Here is a 21,128-nt window from a genome sequence, read left to right on the forward strand (position 1 = left end):
CGCCGATGGCTGGTGCCGATGTCTTCTCGACCGTCGGGAGGGACTTCTGATTACGCGGTTTCGCACGTGACGGCTGTGACCTGCGTCACCTTTCATTCGGGCCGCAACTTTGACTGAAACCCTTGTCATCTAGGGTGACAAACCCATCGGGGCCATCCCCCAGCAGGCAACTGGAGTTCCTGCCATGAACGACGGTTCCACCGCCGAGTACGCACGCGTGTACGCGGAGCAGCAACCGCGTCTCGTCGCCTACGCGCGCTCGCTCACCAGGAACTCCTGGACCGCCGACGACATCGTCGCCGAGGCCCATTTCCGGGTCTGGCGGCGGCTGTCCGCCGGGCACGAGATCGACAACGTGCCGGCGTACCTGATGACGACGGTGCGGCGGCTGGCCACCGCGACGGGCAGCGCCGTACGCGAGACACCGCAGGATCCGCAGACCGACGAGCGGGCCGAGGCCGGCGCGCACGGGCACGACCCCGCGGAGCGGGTGTCCTCCGTCGACCTCCTCACGCGCGTGCTGGGCGAACTCCCCGAACGCTGGGTCAAAGCACTGTGGTTGGCCGAGGCGGAGGGCCAGCCGCTCGCCGCGATCGGGCCGCAGCTCGGCACGCGCGAGGGGGCGACGGCGGTCCTGCTCCACCGCGCGCGTGAGGGCATGCGACAGGCGTTCCTGCGCACCCAGACCGGCGCCCCCGACGATCCCGCGTGCCAGGTGCACTGGGCGCGCATGCCCGCGTACGTCCGCGGCAACGCGACGGCACGCCAGTCCGAACGGCTGCTCGCACACGTGGACGCGTGCGACGACTGCCGCGAACGCCTCGCCCTCCTGATGCAGACCAACAGCAAACTGCCCGCCCTGATCGGACCGGCACTGCTGGTGTTCGCGGTGGGCGGCGCCGGAAAGTGGCTGCTCTCCGGGGCAGTGGGCTCCGCAGGTTCGGCGGGTGCTGCGGTGGGCGGTGCTTCGGGCGCGGGTGGAGGTGCAGGTGCAGGAGGAGGTGCCGGGGCGGGCGGAAGCGCGGCTTCCGGTGCGAGTGCGGGCGGAAGCGCGGGTTCCGGTGCCGGCGCGGGTGCGGGCCACAGCTCTGGGGTCGGTGCCGGCGCTCCGGCGGGCGGGTCCGGCGGGGCGTCCGCGGGGGCGGCAGGCGGGCATGGGGGTACGGCTGGGGTTGCGGGTGGTCATGGCGCTGGGGCCGGGGCTGCGGCAGGCGGTTCTGGCGGGGCGTCCGCGGGAGCGGCTGGTTCGGTCGGCGGGCACGGTGCCGCGGCTGGGCTTGCGGGTGGGCACGGTGCTGCGGCCGGGGTTGCGGGAGGTCATGGCAGCGCGGGAGGGCTTGTCGGCGGGCACGGTGGTGGGCTCTTGCGCGGGGTGAAGTCCGCCGTGGCCGGGGGCGCGAAGACACCCGTGGCGGTGGCGGCCGGTGCCGCGGTGGCCGGGGCCGTGGCAGTCTGCATCGCGCTCGGGTCGGTCGACTCCGGTCCGGTCACCGTGGACAAGGGGTCGGTGCGGGAGACGCCCGTGGCTCAGGCGCCGGTCGGGCAGCCCGAGTCGGGCGACGGGACGGCCACGCCCGGCACGGCGGAGGGAACACAGGCGCCGAGAGCCGGTTCGACGCCGACCGACGTGCCGGTCCCGGCCTCGTACGACGTCGGCGACTCGGGGCCGGGGACCGCCACGCCGATACCGCCCCCGCTGCCGCCCTTGCCGCCGACTCCGGCGCCGATACCGACGCCCACGTCGGCGCCTTCGGGTCCGGGCACGCCGGCGCCCGAGCCCTCGTCACCGGAGCCCTCGACTCCCGAGCCCTCGACTCCTGAACCCACGTCACCCGAGCCCACCTATCCCGAGCCCGCGTCGCCCAAGCCCACGACCCCCGTCGACGAACCGACGAAAACCACCGACCCCACACCGTCCCCGACCCCGACGGACGACTGTTCCCCTCCGGTGCCGTCCCCTCCCCGCTACCCCCTCTAGTCCTCTAGTCCTCCCGCTCCTTCTCCGCCAGGTGGATCACGCACACCGCCACCGCGATCAGCAGCGCCGGATCCGCGTCGTCGCGGACCACGTCGACGCCGTACGTCTCGCGGATGTGCATCCAGCGGCGGGAGATCACGGCCAGGAGCTCGTTGTCGTACTCGACGGCGAACTCGCGGTCGAGGATCTTGCCGCTGACGTCGAGTTCGGTGCCGTCGACGAGGGCCACGCGGTAGTGGTTGCGCAGGAGGGAGAGGCGTTTTCGCTTGATGCGGGCGAGGGGCTCGCCGTCCCGTTCGATCACCATGGTGTCGCGCAGGGCGAGCATCTTCTTGTGGATGTCGATGAGGACGCGCCCCCGCGTGTCCTTCAGCTCGAAGGTGTCCCGCAGCCGCATGGCCTTGCCGTCGACGAGGAACACCTTGTTGCCGTGTTCGTCCTCGATCCAGTAGTCGTCACCGAGGCCGAGGAGCCGGTCGCGCACGAGGAATCTCATACCGTCACGGCTTCCCCGGTCCCGCGTCCGCAACGCCGCCGGTAGGCCGACGGACTGACTCCGCCGGGGTGGCTGTCGGTGGCGGGTGGCACTCTTGACGCATGAGCGACTCCACTCCCCGACGCGTCCGCGTCCGCGCTCCCGAGCTGGTCGGCAAGGGCGGCTGGCTGAACACGGGCGACCAGCGGTACACCCTCGCCGACCTGCGCGGACGTATCGTCGTCCTCGACTTCTGGACGTTCTGTTGCGTGAACTGCCTGCACGTCCTGGACGAGCTGCGGGAGCTGGAGGAGAAGCACGCCGACACCGTCGTGGTCATCGGGGTGCACTCGCCGAAGTTCGTCCACGAGGCGGAGCATGCGGCGGTGATGGACGCCGTCGAGCGGTACGGGGTGGCCCATCCGGTGCTCGACGACCCGGAGCTGGCGACCTGGAAGCAGTACGCCGTGCGCGCGTGGCCGACGCTGGTCGTGATCGACCCCGAGGGGTACGTCGTCGCGCAGCACGCCGGTGAGGGCCATGTGCACGCCATCGAGCGGCTGGTGACGGAGCTGGAGGCCGAGCACGAGGCGAAGGGCACGCTGCGGCGCGGCGACGGCCCGTACGTGGCCCCGGAGCCGGAGCCGACGGTGCTGCGCTTCCCGGGGAAGGCGATCGGCCTGCCGGGTGGGACCTTCCTGGTCAGTGACACCACCCGGCACCAGGTCGTCGAGCTCGCCGCGGACGGGGAGAGCGTCCTGCGACGGATCGGCACGGGCGCGCGCGGGTTCGTGGACGGCGGCCCGGACACCGCCGCGTTCAGCGAGCCGCAGGGGCTCGCGCTGCTCGACGACGGGTCCGTGGTCGTCGCCGACACCGTGAACCACGCGCTGCGCCGCCTCGACCTCGCGACCGGCGAGGTCACCACCCTGGCCGGCACCGGCCGGCAGTGGTGGCAGGGGGCGCCCACCTCCGGGCCGGCCCGCGAGGTCGACCTGTCCTCGCCGTGGGACGTCGCCCTGTGGGACGGCAAGGTGTGGACCGCCATGGCCGGGGTGCATCAGCTGTGGGTGTACGACCCGGACGGGCGGACCGTCGCCGTCGCCGCCGGGACCACCAACGAAGGGCTCGTCGACGGGGCCGCCGCCGAGGCCTGGTTCGCGCAGCCGTCAGGGCTCGCCGCCACCCCCGAGCGGCTGTGGGTCGCCGACTCCGAGACCTCCGCGCTGCGCTGGGTCGACCCGGACGGTTCGGTGCACACGGCGGTGGGGACCGGGCTCTTCGACTTCGGGCACCGTGACGGGGCAGCCGGACAGGCGCTGCTCCAGCACCCGTTGGGCGTCACCGCGCTGCCCGACGGCTCGGTCGCGATCAGCGACACGTACAACCACGCGCTGCGCCGCTTCGATCCGGCGACGGGTGAGGTCACCACCCTGGCCACGGACCTGCGCGAGCCGAGCGACGCCGTGCTCGTCGGCGACGACATCGTGGTCGTCGAGTCGGCCCGCCACCGGCTGACCAGGCTGCGGCTGCCGGAGGAGGCGGTCCGGGTGGCCGCGGTCGCCCATCGCACGCAGCGCGCCGCCACCGAAGTGGCGGCGGGGAAGCTGCGGTTGGACGTGATCTTCCAGGCACCGGCCGGCCAGAAGCTCGACACCCGCTACGGACCCTCGACGCGCCTCCTGGTCTCCGCCACCCCGCCCGAGCTGCTGCTCGCGGGCGAGGGCGCGGACACCGACCTGATACGCGACCTGGAGCTCAACCCGGCGATCGAGGAGGGGGTGCTGCACGTCTCGGCGATGGCCGCTTCGTGCGACGACGACCCATCGGTCGAGTACCCGGCCTGCCATGTGCACCAACAGGACTGGGGTGTTCCGGTCCGCCTCACCGAGGGCGGGGCGGACCGGCTCCCGCTGGTCCTGGCGGGCATGGACGAACGGGACGTGTAAGCGCTCCGAAGGGCCCCTCAGGGCTCGAAATCCTTCACGCTATTCACACAACTGAACGGGCCGACTTCGCGAGCAGTTGTTCGCGATTGTCCGTTACGCGCCGTATCCGCTACACGCCGTATCCGCCGCCGTAACCGTCGCGGCGGCGGTTCGGGTCCTCGTCGATCACCGACGAGGACGGCGGTACCACCACGCGCCTGCGCCGGGCGATGCTGCTGAACGTGCTCACGCCGATGAGTCCGACGGCCATGAGGATGACGCCGACCAGGTCGAGGTTGACCCCCTTCATGTGCCAGTCGGTCGCGAAGGTGAGGATGGCTCCCGAAGCGATCAGGATGATGCATCCACCGAGGCCCATGAGTGTCGCCTCCTGTCCGGCCCGGTCCTTCCGGTCCGGACCTCCGGGTACCCCGGCGTGCAACGCCCATGCACCGTCGCGCCGTTGACAACCCGTCGGGCGGCCCTACGGCTACCCCTCCAGGAACGCCACCAGCGCGTTCGCCAGCAGATGCGGGTCGTCCGCGCCGCACAGTTCGCGGGCGCTGTGCATCGAGAGGATCGCCGCACCGATGTCCACGGTCTTGATGCCGTGCCGGGCCGCGGTGATCGGGCCGATCGTCGTGCCGCAGGGCATGGAGTTGTTGGAGACGAAGGACTGGAAGGGGACGCCCGCCTTCTCGCAGGCAGCGGCGAACACCGCGCGGCCCGAACCGTCCGTCGCGTAGCGGTTGTTGACGTTGACCTTGAGGATCGGTCCGCCGTTGACCCGCGGGTGGTGCGTCGGGTCGTGCCGTTCGGCGTAGTTGGGGTGCACCGCGTGACCGGTGTCGGAGGAGAGACAGACGGTGCTGGCGAAGGCTCTGGCCCGGTCCTCGTAGGAGCCCCCGCGGGCGAACACCGAACGCTCCAGCACACTGCCGAGCAGCGGCCCGTCCGCGCCCGTGTCCGACTGCGAGCCGTTCTCCTCGTGGTCGAAGGCGGCGAGTACGGGGATGGAGGGCAGGTTCCCGACGGAGACCGCGGAGAGCGCTGCCACGCCCGCGTGGACGGAGAGCAGGTTGTCCATGCGCGGGCCCGCGACCAGGTCCTTGTCGCGGCCCAGGTAGGCGGGCGGTTCCACGGAGTGCACCATCAGGTCCCAGCCGGTGACCTCGCCCGCCGCGAGCCCGGCCGTCTCCTCCACGAAGGCGATCAGGTCGCCGTCGCGCACGTCGTTGCCCAGGCCCCACACCGGCTGCAGATGCCGCTGCTTGTCGAGCTTGAGACCCTCCGCCGACACCGAACGGTCCAGGTGGATGGCGAGTTGGGGCACCCGCAGCAGCGGCCGGTCCACGTTGACCAGGCGGGTCGAGCCGTCCCGCAGGGTCACCCGGCCGGCCAGGCCCAGGTCACGGTCGAGCCAGGAGTTCAGCAGCGGCCCGCCGTAGATCTCCACGGCGACCTGGCGCCAGCCGTGCGCTCCGGTGTCGGGCAGCGGCTTGACCCGCAGGTTCGGGGAATCGGTGTGCGCGCCGACGATGCGGAACGGCGTGTGGGGCGCCGCGCCCTCGGGGACGTACCAGGCCACGATCGCGCCGCCGCGCAGCACGTACTTCCCGCCGGTCGTCCCGTCCCAGGCATCCGTCTCCACGACCTGCCTGAACCCTGCCTTCTCCAGCCGCTCGGCGGACCCGGCCACCGCGTGGTACGGCGACGGGCTGGCCGTCAGGAAGGACATGAGGTCGTCGGTGTGGCCGCGGTCGAAGCGGGGGGGTTCGCTCATGGGGTTCACCTTAACGACGTACGAAGGCCCACTCCGCGTGCTGGGGAGCGGGCCCTCGGGAGGCGATGTGGAGTTCTGGCTACCCAGATCCCGGGCCGCTGGAACCACGACCGGGACCGGGTGACCGGTCTCTCATCGGAACGGGAGCGCGGTCCGGCCGCGCTCCTGGAATCAGAACGCCGCTTCGTCGAGTTCCATCACGTCCAGGTCGACGTTCTCGGCGAGCTTGCGGGCGCCGGTGACGCCCGGCAGGACGTTGGCCGCGAAGAACTTCGCCGCCGCGATCTTGCCCTGGTAGAACGCCGCGTCCTTGGCGGACACCGCCTTGCTGGACGCCGTCTCCAGCTTCTCGGCGGCGACCGCGGCGCCCTTGAGGAGCAGGTAGCCCACGATCACGTCGCCGGAGGCGAGCAGCAGGCGGGTGGTGTTCAGGCCGACCTTGTAGATGTTCTTGACGTCCTGCTCGGTGGCCGCGAGGTCGGTCAGCATCAGGCCGACGATCGCCTCCAGCTCGACGGCCGCCTTGGCGAGGTGCTCGCGGGCGCCGGCCAGCTCCTCGCCGCCGGTGCCGAGCGCGAGGAACTTCTTGATGTCCTCGGCCAGGGAGTTGAGGGCCGCGCCCTGGTTGCGGACGATCTTCCGGAAGAAGAAGTCCTGGCCCTGGATCGCCGTGGTGCCCTCGTACAGGGTGTCGATCTTGGCGTCGCGGATGTACTGCTCGATCGGGTACTCCTGGAGGAACCCGGAGCCGCCGAAGGTCTGCAGCGACTGCGCGAGCAGCTCGTAGCCCTTCTCGGAGCCGTAGCCCTTCACGATCGGCAGGAGCAGGTCGTTGAGCGCGTGCTCGGTCTTCGCGTCCTCGCCGTTCGTCTCCTTGACCTGGATCGCGTCCTGGATCGAGGCGGTGTACAGGACGAGGGCGCGCATGCCCTCGGCGTACGCCTTCTGCGTGATCAGCGAGCGGCGGACGTCCGGGTGGTGCGTGATGGTGACCTTGGGCGCGGTCTTGTCGCCGAAGGCGGCGAGGTCGGTGCCCTGGACGCGCTCCTTGGCGTACTCCAGCGCGTTCAGGTAGCCCGTCGACAGCGTGGAGATCGCCTTCGTGCCGACCATCATCCGCGCGAACTCGATGATCCGGAACATCTGGCGGATGCCGTCGTGCCGGTCGCCGATCAGCCAGCCCTTGGCGGGGCGCTGGTCGCCGAAGGTCATCTCGCAGGTGTTGGAGGCCTTCAGGCCCATCTTGTGCTCGACGTTCGTCGCGTAGACGCCGTTGCGCTCGCCCAGCTCGCCGGTCTCGAAGTCGAAGAGGTACTTCGGTACGAGGAAGAGGGACAGGCCCTTGGTGCCGGGTCCGGCACCCTCGGGGCGCGCCAGCACGTAGTGAAGGATGTTCTCCTCCATGTCGTGCTCACCGGAGGTGATGAAGCGCTTGACGCCCTCGATGTGCCAGGAGCCGTCCTCCTGCTGGACCGCCTTGGTGCGGCCGGCGCCGACGTCCGAGCCCGCGTCGGGCTCGGTGAGCACCATGGTGGAGCCCCAGGTCTTCTCCACGGCGATCTTCGCGAGCTTCTTCTGCTCCTCGGTGCCCTCCTCGAAGAGGATGCGGGCGAACGCGGGGCCGGAGGAGTACATCCACACGGCCGGGTTCGCGCCGAGCACCAGCTCCGCGTACGCCCAGATCAGGGACGGCGGCGCGGTCGTGCCGCCGATCTCCTCGGGCAGGCCCAGGCGCCAGTACTCGGCGTCCATGAAGGCTTTGTAGCTCTTCTTGAAGGAGGCCGGGACCGGCGCGGTGTTCGTCTCCGGGTCGAAGACCGGGGGGTTGCGGTCGGCGTCCGCGAAGGACTCCGCCAGCTCGTTCTCGGCGAGGCGGGTGAGCTCGTCGAGGATGCTCTTCGCGGTCTCGGCGTCCATCTCCTCGAAGGGGCCCGTGCCGTACAGCTTGTCGCGGCCGAGTACTTCGAAGAGGTTGAACTCGATGTCGCGGAGATTCGACTTGTAGTGCCCCATGGTGACGGCTCCCGGCTCCGTAGAGAGATCGGCGAGGCACTGGATCCTCGCGCTGGTTCAGATGGATAAACGTGTACCAATAAGTAGCTACGATGATGCTACCCGTCGGTAATAAGAAGCAACCCCGATTGGGTCATCTGTGACTCAGTACTCTTTGGGGCATGTACGGCTACGACCAGGGTGTGGGCGCTCAGCAGCAGCAGTACGCCCAAGGACAGCAGCAGATGCCGGGCGGGTACGGCCAGCAGCCGCCGCTGTACCCCGAGCCGTCCCCACCGTCCCTCGCGGACGCGGTGCGGGCGTTCACCACGGGCCAGTTGGCGGCGGAGGACTTCCAGCAGGTCTTCGCCACGTCGAAGGTCTACTGCCCGCGGGGCGACAACCCCGGGTTCCTCGCGCTGCACAACACGCAGCAGCCGGTGATCCCGATGTTCACCTCGCTCAAGGAGCTGCGGCGGTACGCGGGCAAGGAGTCCAAGTACTTCGTGATCACCGGCGCCGAGGTGATCGACCTCCTGCCCACCGGCTACGGCTTCGTCCTCGACATGGAGGGCGAGCACAGGATGGTCTTCGACGCGAAGGCGGTCGAACAGATGGTCGACTTCGCCATGCGTCGCATGTACGGCTGATCCGCATCCCCAGACCTGGAAGCCCGGAGGGAATGTCCTCCGGGCTTTCTCCGTTAGGGGTGGCAGAAAGTTCAATGCTCAACTAAACTGGCCGCACAAGGAGGTACCGACATGCCTGCAGTGACCGTCGAGAACCCGTTGACGCTCCCGCGCGTGACCACGCCGGTCGATGCCGTGGCACGCCCCGTGCTCGGCGTCACGACCGCCCCGAGCGGATTCGAGGGCGAGGGCTTCCCGGTGCGCCGCGCGTTCGCCGGGATCCATTACCGCCACCTCGACCCGTTCATCATGATGGACCAGATGGGTGAGGTGGAGTACGCGCCGGGCGAGCCCAAGGGCACGCCCTGGCACCCGCACCGCGGTTTCGAGACCGTCACCTACATCATCGACGGCGTCTTCGACCACCAGGACTCCAACGGTGGCGGCGGCACCATCACCAACGGCGACACCCAGTGGATGACGGCGGGCGCGGGCCTGCTGCACATCGAGGCGCCGCCGGAGTCCCTGGTCGTGTCCGGCGGTCTCTTCCACGGCCTGCAGCTGTGGGTGAACCTCCCGGCCAAGGACAAGATGATGGCCCCGCGCTACCAGGACATCCGCGGCGGCAACGTGCAGCTGCTCACCACCCCCGACGGCGGCGCGCTCCTGCGGGTCATCGCCGGTGAGCTGGACGGTCACGCGGGCCCCGGCATCACGCACACGCCGATCACGATGATCCACGCGACGCTGGCGCCGGGCGCCGAGCTGACCCTGCCGTGGCGCGAGGACTTCAACGGTCTCGCGTACGTGCTGGCCGGCAAGGGTTCCGTGGGCGCCGAGCGCCGGCCGATCCACCTGGGTCAGACCGCCGTGTTCGGGGCGGGCTCCTCGCTGACCGTCCGTGCGGACGAGCAGCAGGACTCGAACACCCCGGACCTGGAGGTCGTCCTCCTCGGCGGGCAGCCGATCCGTGAGCCGATGGCCCACTACGGCCCGTTCGTCATGAACAACCAGGCAGAGCTCCAGCAGGCCTTCGAGGACTTCCAGAAGGGCCGCCTGGGCACGATCCCGGCGGTGCACGGCATGAACGAGAGCGGCCCCCAGGGCTGACCTCCCCTGCGAGAAGGGCCCTGTCCGGCCACGACAGCCGGACAGGGCCCTTCTCGCTGCACTGGGCAGTCGAGGCACAACGTGGCTGACGGGTCGCCGGGGTCGGCTATGTCGGGATCCGGCTGTGCGCGGAGCTCAAGGCACCGCGGCCTCCAACGTGATCAGCGGCGTCAGCGCGGTCGGCGAGGTCATCGCCATGGCCGTCCTCGCCCTGCTTCGTCATCGCCCTGTGGGCCCTGGGTGTCGTGCTCGGCGTGCAGGTCCTGGAGGGCCATGTACTGCAGCCGATGATCCAGAGCCGGACGGTGCAGATGCACGTTACGAGGCGCCGCCGGAGTCGCCGGGGCCGGTGGAGTCGTCGGCGCCCTTGGGTTCGTAGCCCTCGATCCCGTACGTCCCGGCGTCCTTCGGCTCGGGCTCGTGGAGTTCGAACCAGATGCTCTTGCCCTCGCCCCGCGGGTCCACGCCCCAGGTGTCGGCGAGGAGTTCGATGAGGACCAGGCCGCGGCCGGAGGAGGCCAGTTCGCCGGGGCGGCGCTTGTGCGGGAGGTCGTCGCTGGTGTCGGTGACCTCGATGCGGATCCGGCGCCCGTCGACCCCGTCGCGCACCTCGGCCAGCAGCAGCGCGTCGGCGTCGGTGTGCACGAGGACGTTGGTGAGCATCTCGGACAGCAGCAGGACCGCCGAGTCGATCTGGTCCTGCGAGGCCCAGTCGTGCAGCAGCTCCCGCAGCTGCTGCCGGGCCACCGCCACCCGTTCCGGTTCCGCCTGGGCGACCGACATCATGCTGCGCCGGACGGTCCGCGCCGGCGTCGGCCCGGCCGGCGCGCTCTCGGCGTCGCCTGCCCCCGGCCGGGACAGCAGCAGCACCGCTATGTCGTCCTCGCGGCGGTCGGCGAGCGGGCCGGTGGTGTGGTGGGAGGAGGGTCCGTGCACGCCCTGCACCAGGGCGTCGGCCAGTTCCTCCAGACCGCCGTCGTGCTCTTCGAGGATCGTACGGATCCGCTGCCAGCCCGAGTCCAGGTCGTGGCCGCCGGTCTCGATCAGCCCGTCCGTGCACATCAGCAGCGTCTCGCCGGGCTCCAGGGTGATCCGCGTGGTCGGGTAGTCGGCGTCCGGGTCGATGCCGAGCGGCAGCCCGCCCGCCGTCGGCCGGGCCAGCACCGTGCCGTCCGCCATGCGGATCGCCGGGTCCGGGTGACCGGCCCGCGCGATGTCCAGGGTGCCGGTGGCCGGGTCGGCCTCGATGTACAGGCAGGTCGCGAAGCGCAGGTCGGAGGCGTCCTCGGGGGAGCCGTAGGTCATGCCGTGCAGGAAACGGGAGGCGCGGGAGAGCACCGCGTCGGGGCGGTGGCCCTCGGAGGCGTAGGCGCGCAGGGCGATCCGCAGCTGGCCCATCAGACCGGCCGCCCGCACGTCGTGGCCCTGGACGTCACCGATGACCAGGGCGATCCGGCCGCCCCCCGCGGTGTTCCCGGGCAGCGGGATCATGTCGTACCAGTCACCGCCGACCTGGAGGCCGCCGCCGGTGGGCACATAGCGGGCGGCGACGTTCATGCCCGGTATTCGAGGGCCCAGGGTCGGCAGCATGGAGCGCTGCAGGCCGTCGGTCAGGGCGCGCTCGCTCTCGGCGACACCGGCCCGGGACAGGGCCTGGGCGAGCATGCGGGCGATGGTCGTGAGGACCGAGCGCTCGTCGGGGGTGAAGGCGACGGGATACGCGAAGGACGCCATCCAGGCGCCCATCGTGCGGCCCGCGACCGTGAGTGGCAGATACGCCCAGGACTCGCGGCCGAGGTTCTCTATCAGCTGCCACATGACCGGATAGCGGGCCTTGTAGTCGCCGGGGGACGACAGGTAGACGGCGCGGCCGGTGCGGATCACCTCGGCGGCCGGATAGTCCGCGTCCAGGGACATGGGGGAGAACGGGTCCTCGTCGCCTGGCTGGTACCCGTGCAGGCCGATGATCGACAGACGGTCGCCCGCGACCTCGAAGACCGCGAGTCCGTCCGGGGAGAAGCCCGGCATCGACAGGCCCGCCGCGACCCGCAGCACCTCCGCCGTCGACCGCGCCTCGGCCAGCGCGCGGCCCGCGTCCAGCAGGAACGCCTCCCGGGAGCGCCGCCAGTCACCCGTGACGGCGCTGCGTCCAGCCGGGCTGCCCGGGGTCGGCTCGGTGACCTCCTGGAGGGTGCCGATCAGCTGGAAGGCTTTCCGTTCGGGGTCGTACGACGGCTTGGAGCGGGAGCGTACGACCCGGATCACCCGGCCGTGCTCGTCCATGACCCGTACCCGCACCTCGGCGAGGGTCCCCTCGGCGACGGCGAGGCCGACGATGCCGGCGATCTCGTTCCAGTCGACCGGGTGCAGCCGGGACCGGATCTGGGCCTCCGTGAGGGTGGCCGCTTTCGCGGGCAGACCGAGCAGTCGTGCGGCCTCGGCGTCCACCGTGACCAGCTCCGTGGCGGTGTCCCAGGACCACAGGCCGGTCGCGAGGGCGGCGAGAACCTCCCCCACGGCGGGCAGCGGCTCACCAGTGCGCATTGCCCCACTTTATAGAAAAGGTGATCGATGAGTGCCACCGGTCAGGGTGGGAGAAGGGTTCCGGGGGCTCAAATGGTGGGGAGCCGATCTTGGGGTCCCCGGTAGGCTTGGCGAGTGTTTCACGTGAAACACCCCGAGTGATCCTGAGTGACACAGACTCCGATACGCGAAGACTGGATGAACGACGATGCATCGGTACAGGTCCCACACCTGCGGCGAGCTCCGCGCCTCTGACGTCGGCACCGACGTCCGGCTGAGCGGCTGGCTGCACAATCGGCGCGACCTGGGCGGCATCCTCTTCATCGATCTGCGCGATCACTACGGCATCACGCAGCTCGTCGCCCGTCCCGGCACACCCGCCTACGAGGCGCTGGACAAGGTCACCAAGGAGTCGACGGTCCGCGTCGACGGCAAGGTGGTCTCCCGCGGCACGGACAACGTCAACCCGGACCTGCCGACCGGCGAGGTCGAGGTCGAGGTCGGCGAGGTCGAACTGCTCGGCGCGGCCGCTCCGCTGCCCTTCACGATCAACACCGAGGACGGGGTCAACGAGGAGCGGCGTCTGGAGTACCGCTTCCTGGACCTGCGCCGCGAGCGCATGCACCGCAACATCATGCTGCGGTCCTCGGTGATCGCCGCGATCCGCTCGAAGATGGTCGCGCTCGGCTTCAACGAGATGGCGACGCCGATCCTGTCCGCGACCTCCCCCGAGGGTGCGCGTGACTTCGTCGTCCCGTCCCGGCTGAACCCGGGCAAGTTCTACGCCCTCCCGCAGGCGCCGCAGCAGTTCAAGCAGCTGCTGATGATCTCGGGCTTCGACCGTTACTTCCAGATCGCGCCCTGCTTCCGCGACGAGGACGCGCGCGCGGACCGTTCGCCGGGCGAGTTCTACCAGCTCGACGTGGAGATGAGCTTCGTCGAGCAGGAGGACGTGTTCCGTCCGATCGAGCAGCTCATGACCGAGCTGTTCACGGAGTTCGGCGGCGGCCGGGAGGTCACCTCCCCCTTCCCGCGCATCCCGTTCCGCGAGTCGATGCTGAAGTACGGCTCCGACAAGCCGGACCTGCGCGCCAAGCTCGAACTCACCGACATCACCGACATCTTCGAGGGCTCGGAGTTCAAGGCCTTCGCCGGCAAGCACGTGCGCGCGCTTGCGGTGCCGGACGTCTCGGCGCAGCCCCGCAAGTTCTTCGACCAGCTCGGCGACTACGCGGTCACGCTCGGCGCGAAGGGCCTGGCCTGGGTCCGCGTGACCGAGGACGGCTCGCTGACCGGCCCGATCGCGAAGTTCCTGACCGAGGACAACGTCGCCGAGCTGACCAAGCGCCTGTCGCTGGCCGCAGGGCACGCCATCTTCTTCGGCGCGGGCGAGTTCGACGAGGTCTCCAAGATCATGGGCGCGGTCCGCGTCGAGGCGGCCAAGCGTGCCGGGCACTTCGAGGAGGGCGTCTTCCGGTTCTGCTGGATCGTCGACTTCCCGATGTACGAGAAGGACGAGGAGACCGGGAAGATCGACTTCTCGCACAACCCGTTCTCGATGCCCCAGGGCGGCCTGGAAGCCCTGGAGACCCAGGACCCGCTGGACATCCTGGGCTGGCAGTACGACATCGTCTGCAACGGCGTCGAGCTGTCCTCCGGCGCGATCCGCAACCACGAGCCGGACATCATGCTCAAGGCGTTCGAGATCGCGGGCTACGACCGTGACACCGTCGAGGACAAGTTCGCCGGCATGCTGCGCGCGTTCCGCTTCGGCGCCCCGCCGCACGGCGGCATCGCCCCCGGCGTCGACCGCATCGTGATGCTGCTGGCCGACGAGCCGAACATCCGCGAGACCATCTCCTTCCCGCTCAACGGCAACGCCCAGGACCTGATGATGGGCGCGCCGACGGAGTTGGAGGAGGCCCGTCTGAGGGAGCTGCACCTCCAGGTGCGCAAGCCGCAGGCGAAGTGAGGCAGGCGGTCCGAGCGGGTGTGACACAAGCAGGCTGAGCGGTACCGAAGGGCTCGAAACCGGCGTCGGTTTCGAGCCCTTTCGCCTGCGCACCGTGATTCACAGCTCTTTCAGATGTTCCTGCCAAGCGGCCCACGCCTACGTTCGCTGACCATGACGGACACTCAAACACCCGAAGACAGAGGGACGTTGGCCCGCCGCACGGTGTTAGCCGCCGGTGGCATCGCGCTGACCGCGGCCGGTGCGGGCACCGCGCTCGCCACCGGCGCATCCGCCCAGGAGGGGGGCCCGAAACAGGGCGCCCCGAAGCCGGGCGCCCCGGAGGACACCTGCTACACGCTGACCTCCGAGCTGGTCGAGGGGCCGTACTACATCGACGCCGACAAGATCCGCCGGGATGTCACGGAGGACCAGGAGGGGGTCCCGCTCGCCCTCCGGCTCAAGGTGATCGACGCGGACACGTGCGAGCCGGTCCGGAACGCGGCCGTGGACATCTGGCACTGCAACGCGACGGGCGTGTACTCCGGCTACGAGGACATGGGCAGTGGCGGCGGAGGCGGCGGCCCGACGGGCCCTCCGCCCACCGATGCCCCCACCGGCACTCCCACCGGCGGTCCTCCCCCGGGCGGTGGCGGCGGCCACCAGGAGCCGACCGACGACGAGCGCTATCTGCGCGGCACCTGGCGCACCGACCGGCACGGCGAGGTCACCTTCCGGACCGTCTTCCCCGGCTGGTACCAGGGCCGTTGCGTCCACATCCACGTCAAGGTCCACGTGGACGGCACCTGGACCGACGCGGGCTACGAAGGCGGGCACGCCTGCCACACCGGGCAGCTGTTCTTCGACGAGGCGTCGGTGCTGCTGTCGGCCGAGGTGGAGCCGTACGCGAGCAACAGCACTACGCGCGTCACGCTGGACGAGGACTCCATCTACCCGGACAACGGGCACGCGGGCGGCCTGCTCTACCTCGAGTACGACCGCAGGCACTTCGCCAGAGGCGTCCACGGCCGGCTGACCCTGGAAGTGGCGACGGACGAGACGCACGACGGCTGAGACACGAGGGCCGAGGGCGCCCGGGCCAGGCGTGAGACCCCGGGTTGTTCACGGGCCCGGGGCCTCACGCCGCACTGCGCTGCTACAGCCGTACGCCCTTACGCGGGCTCGCCGCCGAAGCGCTCCTTGTAGTTCTCCAGGTCCTCGTCCGTGAGCTTGGCGAAGAGGACTGGCGGGACGGTGAAGGGGGTGCCGGCGGGGACCGAGTCGAGGGCGCGGGCCTGCTCGGGAGTGACCCAGGTCGCCGTGTCCTCGGTGAGGGCGAACGCCTGGCGCATGGCCTTCGACGACGTCGGGATGAGGGGCTCCGAGACCACCGCGTAGAGGTGGATCAGGTTCATCGCCGTACGCAGGGTCAGGGCCGCCGCGTCCTTGTCGGTCTTGATCTCCAGCCAGGGGGCCTTCTCCTCCAGGTAGGAGTTGCCGGCCGACCACAGGGCGCGGAGCGCGGCCGCGGCCTTGCGGAACTGGAGGGCCTCCATCTGGGTCTCGTACTCCGCGAGAAGCTCCGCGATCTGCTCGCCGAGCTTCGTCTCCGGCTCGCCCGCCGCCGCGCCCGCCGGGACCTCGTCGCCGAAGCGCTTCTTCGAGAACGACAGGACGCGGTTGACGAAGTTGCCGAGGGTGTCGGCGAGGTCCTTGTTCACCGTCGCCGTGAAGTGCTCCCAGGTGAAGGACGAGTCGTCCGACTCGGGGGCGTTGGCGATGAGGAAATAGCGCCAGTAGTCGGCCGGGAGGATGTCCAGGGCCTGGTCGGTGAAGACACCGCGCTTCTGGCTCGTGGAGAACTTTCCGCCGTAGTACGTCAGCCAGTTGAAGGCCTTGACGTAGTCGACCATCTTCCAGGGCTCGCGGATGCCGAGCTCCGTGGCCGGGAACATCACCGTGTGGAACGGGACGTTGTCCTTGGCCATGAACTCCGTGTACCGGACCGGGTTCTCGCCCGCGTCGGACTCGTACCACCACGACTTCCAGTCGCGGTTCTCCGGGTCCTCGTCCGACCACTCCTTCGTCGCGCCGATGTACTCGATCGGGGCGTCGAACCAGACGTAGAAGACCTTGCCCTCCGCCGCCAGCTCCGGCCAGGTGTCCGCCGGGACGGGGACGCCCCAGTCCAGGTCACGGGTGATCGCGCGGTCGTGCAGGCCCTCGGTCAGCCACTTGCGGGCGATGGAGGAGGCCAGCTGCGGCCACTCCTCCTCGTGCGCCGCGACCCACTCCTCGACTTCGTGCTGGAGCTTCGACTGGAGGAGGAAGAGGTGCTTGGTCTCGCGGACCTCCAGATCGGTGGAGCCGGAGATCGCGGACCGGGGGTTGATCAGGTCGGTCGGGTCCAGCACGCGGGTGCAGTTCTCGCACTGGTCGCCGCGGGCCTTGTCGTAGCCGCAGTGCGGACAGGTGCCCTCGACGTAACGGTCCGGGAGGAAACGGCCGTCGGTGGGCGAGTACACCTGGCGGATCGCGCGCTCTTCGATGAAGCCGTTCTCGTTCAGGCGGCGGGCGAAGTGCTGCGTGATCTCCCTGTTCTGCGGGGAGGAACTGCGGCCGAAGTAGTCGAAGTCCAGCGCGAAGCCGTCGTAGACCGCCTTCTGCGCGTCGTGCGCCTGCGCGCAGAACTCCGCTACGGGGATGCCCTGCTCCTTCGCGGCCAGTTCGGCCGGGGTGCCGTGCTCGTCCGTCGCGCAGATGTACAGGACGTCGTGGCCGCGCTGGCGCAGATAACGGGAGTAGACGTCCGCCGGGAGCATGGACCCCACCATGTTGCCCAGGTGCTTGATCCCGTTGATGTACGGAAGGGCGCTGGTGATGAGGTGTCGAGCCATCGGGGGCTGCTCCCAGGTCGCGGTTTCTGCAAGCGGTTCTGCAGGTGTGAACCTTGAAATCGTAGCCGACATGTGTATGCCGTCCGCCTCCCGTTTTATTTGGCGGGAAGCGGACGGCATGGGGGCTGTTCGGGTGTGGCTTACGGGCGCCAGTCGATCAGTACGCCGTCGTAGAGCTCGGCGTCCGTGAGTTCCAGGGGCGTCGGGCCCGCGTGGAAGAAGGCCGTGTTGGTGGTCTTCAGCTTGCGCAGGTAGTCGAAGGCCTTGTTGTCGTGGTCGCCGAACGCGACGAACGAGAAGAACACGGAGGCGTGCGACTTCGCGGCGTCCGTGAGGGACTGGGTCGCCGGGGTCTTCGCGTCCGGGGCGCCGTCCGTCTGGAAGACGACCAGGGCGGGGGTGCCGGGGGTGACGTTCTTGTCGTAGTGCGCGAGGACGGCTTCGACGGCGGCGTGGTAGCTGGTGCGGCCCATGCGGCCGAGGCCGGCGTGGGCCTCGTCGATCGCGTTCGCGGGGGAGGCGGCGGTGAGGTCGGTGGTGCCGTCCACCTCCGTGGAGAAGAAGACGACGTGGACGGTGGGGGTGGGGGCCGGGTCCAGGTGGGTCGCCAGGGCGAGGGTCTGGTCGGCGAGGGCCTGGGCGGAGCCGTCCTTGTAGTACGGGCGCATGCTCGCGGAGCGGTCCAGGACGAGGTAGAGCTTTGCCTGGGTGCCGGTGAGGTTGGCCTTGGCGAGGGCGGTCCCTACGGGGTCGGTGGCGGGGACCTCGGCCTCGGCTGCGCCGTCGGCCTCGATCGTGCTCCCACCCGCACCACGCGTGCTGCTTTCGGTGTCGAGTGCGGGTGGCCCCTGTGGGGCTGCCTCGTCGTCGGCGGCCGCGGGTTCGGGGGTGGCAGCGGTGGGTTCGGGAATGGGGTCTGCGACCGGTTCCGACACGAGCGTGGCGTCCGCCTTGTCCGTGGGGCTCGCGGCCGCCGGCTCGTCCGTGGGAGTGGGAGCCGCAGTTGCCGGCTCGTCCACCGTGGTCGCCACCGGTTCCGGGGAGGGTTCCGGTTCCGGTTCCGTCGTCGGCTCGGGCTGCGGTTCGGGGGTCTCCGCCGCGGGCTCCTCCTCTGTCGGCGGGACGAGCACGATGACCGCCTCGGCGATGACCTCTTCCTCTTCCGAGACCGGGGTCTCGGCGAGTACGACCACCGGTTGCGCCACCTCGGCCACCGGCTCGGGCTCCGCCACCGCCGGCTGCGCCGGAGGCTCCTCCGCGGCGACCTCTTCCCCCTCTTCGACGGTCAGCGTCTCGGCGGGCACGACGACCACGATCGGTTCCGCTTCCACCTCCGGCTCCGGCGTCGACTCGGGTCCGGAAACCCGTTCCTCAGCGACCCGTTCCTCGACGACCCGCTCCCCCTCCACCGGCGACGCCGGCTTCGGGACCGCGACCTTGTCGAAGGCCGCTGCCACCAGGTCGTGCTCGTCGGAAGACGACTGTGCGGGGACCGTCGGCTGCGGAGCGGGGGACGTGTCGGTCGATGTGACCGGCGTCTCCTCCGTCCGCTGCGAAGGGGTTCGGTCCGCACCCTCTGCTTCGGCGGCACGCCCCTTGCGTGACCTGCCGAACGCGTTCCGCAGGAGAGTGAGAATGCCCATGTGCGCAACCCTTCGCGTGAGTTGAAGCCCGTCAATCCCTGGCCAGGACGGACACGTAAGGTTAGCGGCCCTGGGCGGCGATCTTGGGCAGGGGCGGGAGACAGTGCCCGGCCCCGTGTCAACACCCGCGCGACCAGCCGGGGTTCACCATCAGTTCAACCCGCGTCAGCACTCCCGCACATGCGCGCCCCTACCGTCACGCTCACACCAAGGGCAGGTAAGGGGAGAGTAAAGTGCGCAAGCAGTAGGACGGCTGCGACATCGGCGTCTGAGACGGGCCGGAGCTGAGGTCGGGTTTCTAGGGAAGGGCTGGAGCGGGCTCGGGTCTCTGGTCCCCGGCGTGGGGCATGGGTCTCATGCCGTCGCCGTCGGGCGCGGGTCCCATACCCTCGCGTTCCAGCCACTCCCGGTACGCCGGTGCCTCCCGCGCCGCCTCCCAGTACGCCTCGCGCAGCGCGGGCAGGGCGCCGTCCAGGTCCGTCTCCGTGCGGGCCGCGAGCAGGAGCCGTACGCCCAACGGGTCGCCGTGCAGGCGGCGTACGGCCATGTCGGGGCGGGGGAGGCAGGACGGCTGGCAGACGGTGACGACCTCGCCGGTGTCCACCAGGGCGGCGGCCGTGTGGTAGTCGCCGTGCAGGACATGGGGGTTGATGCCGGCCGTGCGGAACATGTGCTGCACCGCGTCCCACTCGCCGTCCACCGTGGGGTCGATCATCCAGCGGTCCTGGGCCAGCTCGGAGACGTGCACCGAGGCGTGCGCGGTGGCGGGGTGGCCGGCGGGCAGGGAGACGAACTGCGGTTCGCGCTCGATCAGCACGCGCAACGGCAGACCCTCGGGGATGCGCAGCGGGGAGCCCTCGACCTCGTGCACGAAGGCGACGTCCAGCTGGCCGTCGGCGACCATGCGCAGCAGGGCGTTCGGGGAGACGTTCATGTGCAGTGTGGGGTCCTGGCCGTGAGCGCGCAGGCGGCGCAGCCAGCCCGCCAGGGCGCGGCTCGCCGTGGAGCCGACGCGCAGTTCCTGGCCGCCCGTCGCGGCGGCCCGGGCCTCGCTGACCAGGGAGCGCATTTCGGCCACCAGCGGGCGGGCGCGGCTGAGCACCAGACGGCCCAGCGGGGTGGGCCGGCAGCCGGTGCGGGCCCGGACGAAGAGCGGGCCGCCCAGCTCCTGTTCGATCCGGCGCAGCTGGGTGCTCAACGACGGCTGGGCCACGCCCAGGTGGCGGGCAGCCCGGTGCAGGCTGCCGGTGTCGGCTATGGCGCACAGCGCACGGAGGTGCCTCACCTCTAGGTCCATGCAAACGGAGCGTAAAGCGGAAGCAGACGTTTCACCAGACGCACAAATCCCGCCCGGCACACACGAATTGGGCTCCCGATAGGGCGGTGCTATCGCCGACTGCCATCATCACAGCCGGGCCACAGGCACAGAAACTCCTCGGTGACGAGACTCACCCCCACCTAGGAGTCCTCGATGAACAAGTCCCTTTCCCTGCATGCCCGTTCGGCGGTCGCGACCGGCATCGGTCTGGCGGTCCTCGGTCTCGGCACGGCGGTTCCGGCCGCCGCCGCCACGGCCTCGGCGCCCGCCCCGCAGGTCAGCGGCTCCGGTCACTCGGCCTACGCCGGCTCGTCCGCCGAGTCCGACGCCAGCCAGGCCTTCTTCCAGGCCGTGCTGAAGTCGGTCGCCGAGAAGCGCGCCGCGAACCCGACCAGCGCGGCGGCCGTCACGGTCGTCTACGACGCCTCCCGCGCGCCCACCTTCGCCACCCAGATAGCCCGCTCCACCGCGATCTGGAACGGCGCGGTGACGAACGTGAGACTCCAGTCAGGGTCCGCGTCCAACGCCAACTTCAGCTACCGCGAGGGCAACGACTCGCGTGGCTCCTTCGCCTCCACCGACGGCCACGGGCGCGGGTACGTCTTCCTCGACTACCGGCAGAACCAGCAGTACGACTCGACCCGCGTCACCGCGCACGAGACCGGGCACGTGCTGGGTCTGCCGGACCACTACTCGGGCCCGTGCAGCGAGCTGATGTCCGGCGGCGGACCCGGCACGTCCTGCACCAACTCCAACCCCAACGCCGCCGAGCGGGCCCGGGTGAACCAGCTGTGGGCGAACGGCCTCGCCGCCGCCCTCGACCAGGCCAAGAGCGACAAGTCCCTCCAGAAGTCCGGGCGTTAAGAACCACAGCCCCAGCCCACGGCCGACGCTCGGTCCC

Annotated in this window: 15 protein-coding genes; 7 read left to right on the top strand and 8 right to left on the bottom strand. The window is 70.3% G+C overall.

The window, feature by feature from the left end:
* The first annotated feature begins 184 nt into the window (after positions 1 to 184).
* On the top strand, positions 185 to 1,978 hold the full coding sequence (locus tag ACIQI8_RS30015) for a sigma-70 family RNA polymerase sigma factor (RefSeq protein ID WP_402356881.1): 1,794 nt from the start codon (positions 185 to 187) through the stop codon (positions 1,976 to 1,978).
* Between the two features lie 4 nt (positions 1,979 to 1,982).
* Here ACIQI8_RS30015 and ACIQI8_RS30020 read toward each other — a convergent pair whose 3' ends face one another.
* The gene (locus ACIQI8_RS30020; RefSeq protein ID WP_402356884.1) at positions 1,983 to 2,474 is read right to left on the bottom strand and encodes an LURP-one-related/scramblase family protein; all 492 of its coding nucleotides are present in this window, start codon (positions 2,472 to 2,474) and stop codon (positions 1,983 to 1,985) included.
* Between the two features lie 101 nt (positions 2,475 to 2,575).
* Here ACIQI8_RS30020 and ACIQI8_RS30025 point away from each other — a divergent pair, with 101 nt between their 5' ends.
* Positions 2,576 to 4,402, top strand: coding sequence for an NHL domain-containing thioredoxin family protein (locus tag ACIQI8_RS30025; protein ID WP_402356887.1), 1,827 nt, complete (start codon positions 2,576 to 2,578; stop codon positions 4,400 to 4,402).
* 109 nt (positions 4,403 to 4,511) lie between these two features.
* Here ACIQI8_RS30025 and ACIQI8_RS30030 read toward each other — a convergent pair whose 3' ends face one another.
* The 3 genes from ACIQI8_RS30030 to ACIQI8_RS30040 all read right to left on the bottom strand — a co-directional run bounded on the left by ACIQI8_RS30030 (position 4,512) and on the right by ACIQI8_RS30040 (position 8,177).
* On the bottom strand, positions 4,512 to 4,760 hold the full coding sequence (locus ACIQI8_RS30030; RefSeq protein ID WP_402356890.1) for a DUF6458 family protein: 249 nt from the start codon (positions 4,758 to 4,760) through the stop codon (positions 4,512 to 4,514).
* 111 nt (positions 4,761 to 4,871) lie between these two features.
* Complete coding sequence (locus tag ACIQI8_RS30035; protein ID WP_402356893.1) at positions 4,872 to 6,164, bottom strand: M18 family aminopeptidase; 1,293 nt, start codon at positions 6,162 to 6,164, stop codon at positions 4,872 to 4,874.
* A gap of 171 nt (positions 6,165 to 6,335) precedes the next feature.
* The gene (locus ACIQI8_RS30040; RefSeq protein ID WP_402356896.1) at positions 6,336 to 8,177 is read right to left on the bottom strand and encodes an acyl-CoA dehydrogenase; all 1,842 of its coding nucleotides are present in this window, start codon (positions 8,175 to 8,177) and stop codon (positions 6,336 to 6,338) included.
* A 161-nt stretch (positions 8,178 to 8,338) separates the two neighbouring features.
* Between ACIQI8_RS30040 and ACIQI8_RS30045 the strand changes: the two genes are divergently transcribed.
* On the top strand, positions 8,339 to 8,806 hold the full coding sequence (locus ACIQI8_RS30045) for an SseB family protein (RefSeq protein WP_123998889.1): 468 nt from the start codon (positions 8,339 to 8,341) through the stop codon (positions 8,804 to 8,806).
* A gap of 111 nt (positions 8,807 to 8,917) precedes the next feature.
* Positions 8,918 to 9,895 (top strand): pirin family protein, encoded by a 978-nt coding sequence (locus ACIQI8_RS30050; protein ID WP_402356899.1) that lies wholly within the window; start codon positions 8,918 to 8,920, stop codon positions 9,893 to 9,895.
* A gap of 318 nt (positions 9,896 to 10,213) precedes the next feature.
* Here ACIQI8_RS30050 and ACIQI8_RS30055 read toward each other — a convergent pair whose 3' ends face one another.
* On the bottom strand, positions 10,214 to 12,439 hold the full coding sequence (locus tag ACIQI8_RS30055) for a SpoIIE family protein phosphatase (protein WP_402356902.1): 2,226 nt from the start codon (positions 12,437 to 12,439) through the stop codon (positions 10,214 to 10,216).
* Between the two features lie 187 nt (positions 12,440 to 12,626).
* On the opposite strand from ACIQI8_RS30055, the gene aspS reads away from it, so the two are divergent.
* Positions 12,627 to 14,390: an aspartate--tRNA ligase gene (aspS, locus tag ACIQI8_RS30060; RefSeq protein ID WP_402356905.1), complete on the top strand. Its 1,764-nt coding sequence runs from the start codon at positions 12,627 to 12,629 to the stop codon at positions 14,388 to 14,390.
* Between the two features lie 153 nt (positions 14,391 to 14,543).
* Positions 14,544 to 15,443 carry an intradiol ring-cleavage dioxygenase gene (locus tag ACIQI8_RS30065; protein ID WP_402356908.1) on the top strand — a complete coding sequence of 300 codons (900 nt, stop codon included), beginning with the start codon at positions 14,544 to 14,546 and terminating at the stop codon, positions 15,441 to 15,443.
* A gap of 98 nt (positions 15,444 to 15,541) precedes the next feature.
* Here the strand turns inward: ACIQI8_RS30065 and metG are convergent, their stop codons facing one another.
* The 3 genes from metG to ACIQI8_RS30080 form a co-directional block, all read right to left on the bottom strand.
* Positions 15,542 to 17,266, bottom strand: coding sequence for a methionine--tRNA ligase (gene metG / locus ACIQI8_RS30070; protein WP_402356911.1), 1,725 nt, complete (start codon positions 17,264 to 17,266; stop codon positions 15,542 to 15,544).
* A gap of 140 nt (positions 17,267 to 17,406) precedes the next feature.
* Positions 17,407 to 18,909, bottom strand: coding sequence for a VWA domain-containing protein (locus ACIQI8_RS30075; protein ID WP_402356913.1), 1,503 nt, complete (start codon positions 18,907 to 18,909; stop codon positions 17,407 to 17,409).
* Between the two features lie 298 nt (positions 18,910 to 19,207).
* Positions 19,208 to 20,206, bottom strand: coding sequence for a LysR substrate-binding domain-containing protein (locus ACIQI8_RS30080; RefSeq protein WP_402356916.1), 999 nt, complete (start codon positions 20,204 to 20,206; stop codon positions 19,208 to 19,210).
* A gap of 174 nt (positions 20,207 to 20,380) precedes the next feature.
* On the opposite strand from ACIQI8_RS30080, the gene snpA reads away from it, so the two are divergent.
* Positions 20,381 to 21,091, top strand: coding sequence for a snapalysin (gene snpA / locus ACIQI8_RS30085; RefSeq protein ID WP_402356919.1), 711 nt, complete (start codon positions 20,381 to 20,383; stop codon positions 21,089 to 21,091).
* Positions 21,092 to 21,128 lie beyond the last annotated feature (37 nt).

It is taken from the genome of Streptomyces sp. NPDC092369 (assembly GCF_044755245.1).
GTDB lineage: Bacteria > Actinomycetota > Actinomycetes > Streptomycetales > Streptomycetaceae > Streptomyces.

Excerpts from the sequence above, each read along its gene's own strand:
- ACIQI8_RS30035 (WP_402356893.1), bottom strand. The coding sequence starts at position 6,164 with ATGAGCGAACCCCCCCGCTTCGACCGCGGCCACACCGACGACCTCATG.
- ACIQI8_RS30015 (WP_402356881.1), top strand. The coding sequence starts at position 185 with ATGAACGACGGTTCCACCGCCGAGTACGCACGCGTGTACGCGGAGCAG.
- ACIQI8_RS30045 (WP_123998889.1), top strand. The coding sequence starts at position 8,339 with ATGTACGGCTACGACCAGGGTGTGGGCGCTCAGCAGCAGCAGTACGCC.
- ACIQI8_RS30025 (WP_402356887.1), top strand. The coding sequence starts at position 2,576 with ATGAGCGACTCCACTCCCCGACGCGTCCGCGTCCGCGCTCCCGAGCTG.
- ACIQI8_RS30040 (WP_402356896.1), bottom strand. The coding sequence starts at position 8,177 with ATGGGGCACTACAAGTCGAATCTCCGCGACATCGAGTTCAACCTCTTC.
- ACIQI8_RS30020 (WP_402356884.1), bottom strand. The coding sequence starts at position 2,474 with ATGAGATTCCTCGTGCGCGACCGGCTCCTCGGCCTCGGTGACGACTAC.
- ACIQI8_RS30030 (WP_402356890.1), bottom strand. The coding sequence starts at position 4,760 with ATGGGCCTCGGTGGATGCATCATCCTGATCGCTTCGGGAGCCATCCTC.
- ACIQI8_RS30055 (WP_402356902.1), bottom strand. The coding sequence starts at position 12,439 with ATGCGCACTGGTGAGCCGCTGCCCGCCGTGGGGGAGGTTCTCGCCGCC.
- metG (WP_402356911.1), bottom strand. The coding sequence starts at position 17,266 with ATGGCTCGACACCTCATCACCAGCGCCCTTCCGTACATCAACGGGATC.
- ACIQI8_RS30050 (WP_402356899.1), top strand. The coding sequence starts at position 8,918 with ATGCCTGCAGTGACCGTCGAGAACCCGTTGACGCTCCCGCGCGTGACC.
- ACIQI8_RS30080 (WP_402356916.1), bottom strand. The coding sequence starts at position 20,206 with ATGGACCTAGAGGTGAGGCACCTCCGTGCGCTGTGCGCCATAGCCGAC.
- snpA (WP_402356919.1), top strand. The coding sequence starts at position 20,381 with ATGAACAAGTCCCTTTCCCTGCATGCCCGTTCGGCGGTCGCGACCGGC.
- ACIQI8_RS30075 (WP_402356913.1), bottom strand. The coding sequence starts at position 18,909 with ATGGGCATTCTCACTCTCCTGCGGAACGCGTTCGGCAGGTCACGCAAG.
- aspS (WP_402356905.1), top strand. The coding sequence starts at position 12,627 with ATGCATCGGTACAGGTCCCACACCTGCGGCGAGCTCCGCGCCTCTGAC.
- ACIQI8_RS30065 (WP_402356908.1), top strand. The coding sequence starts at position 14,544 with ATGACGGACACTCAAACACCCGAAGACAGAGGGACGTTGGCCCGCCGC.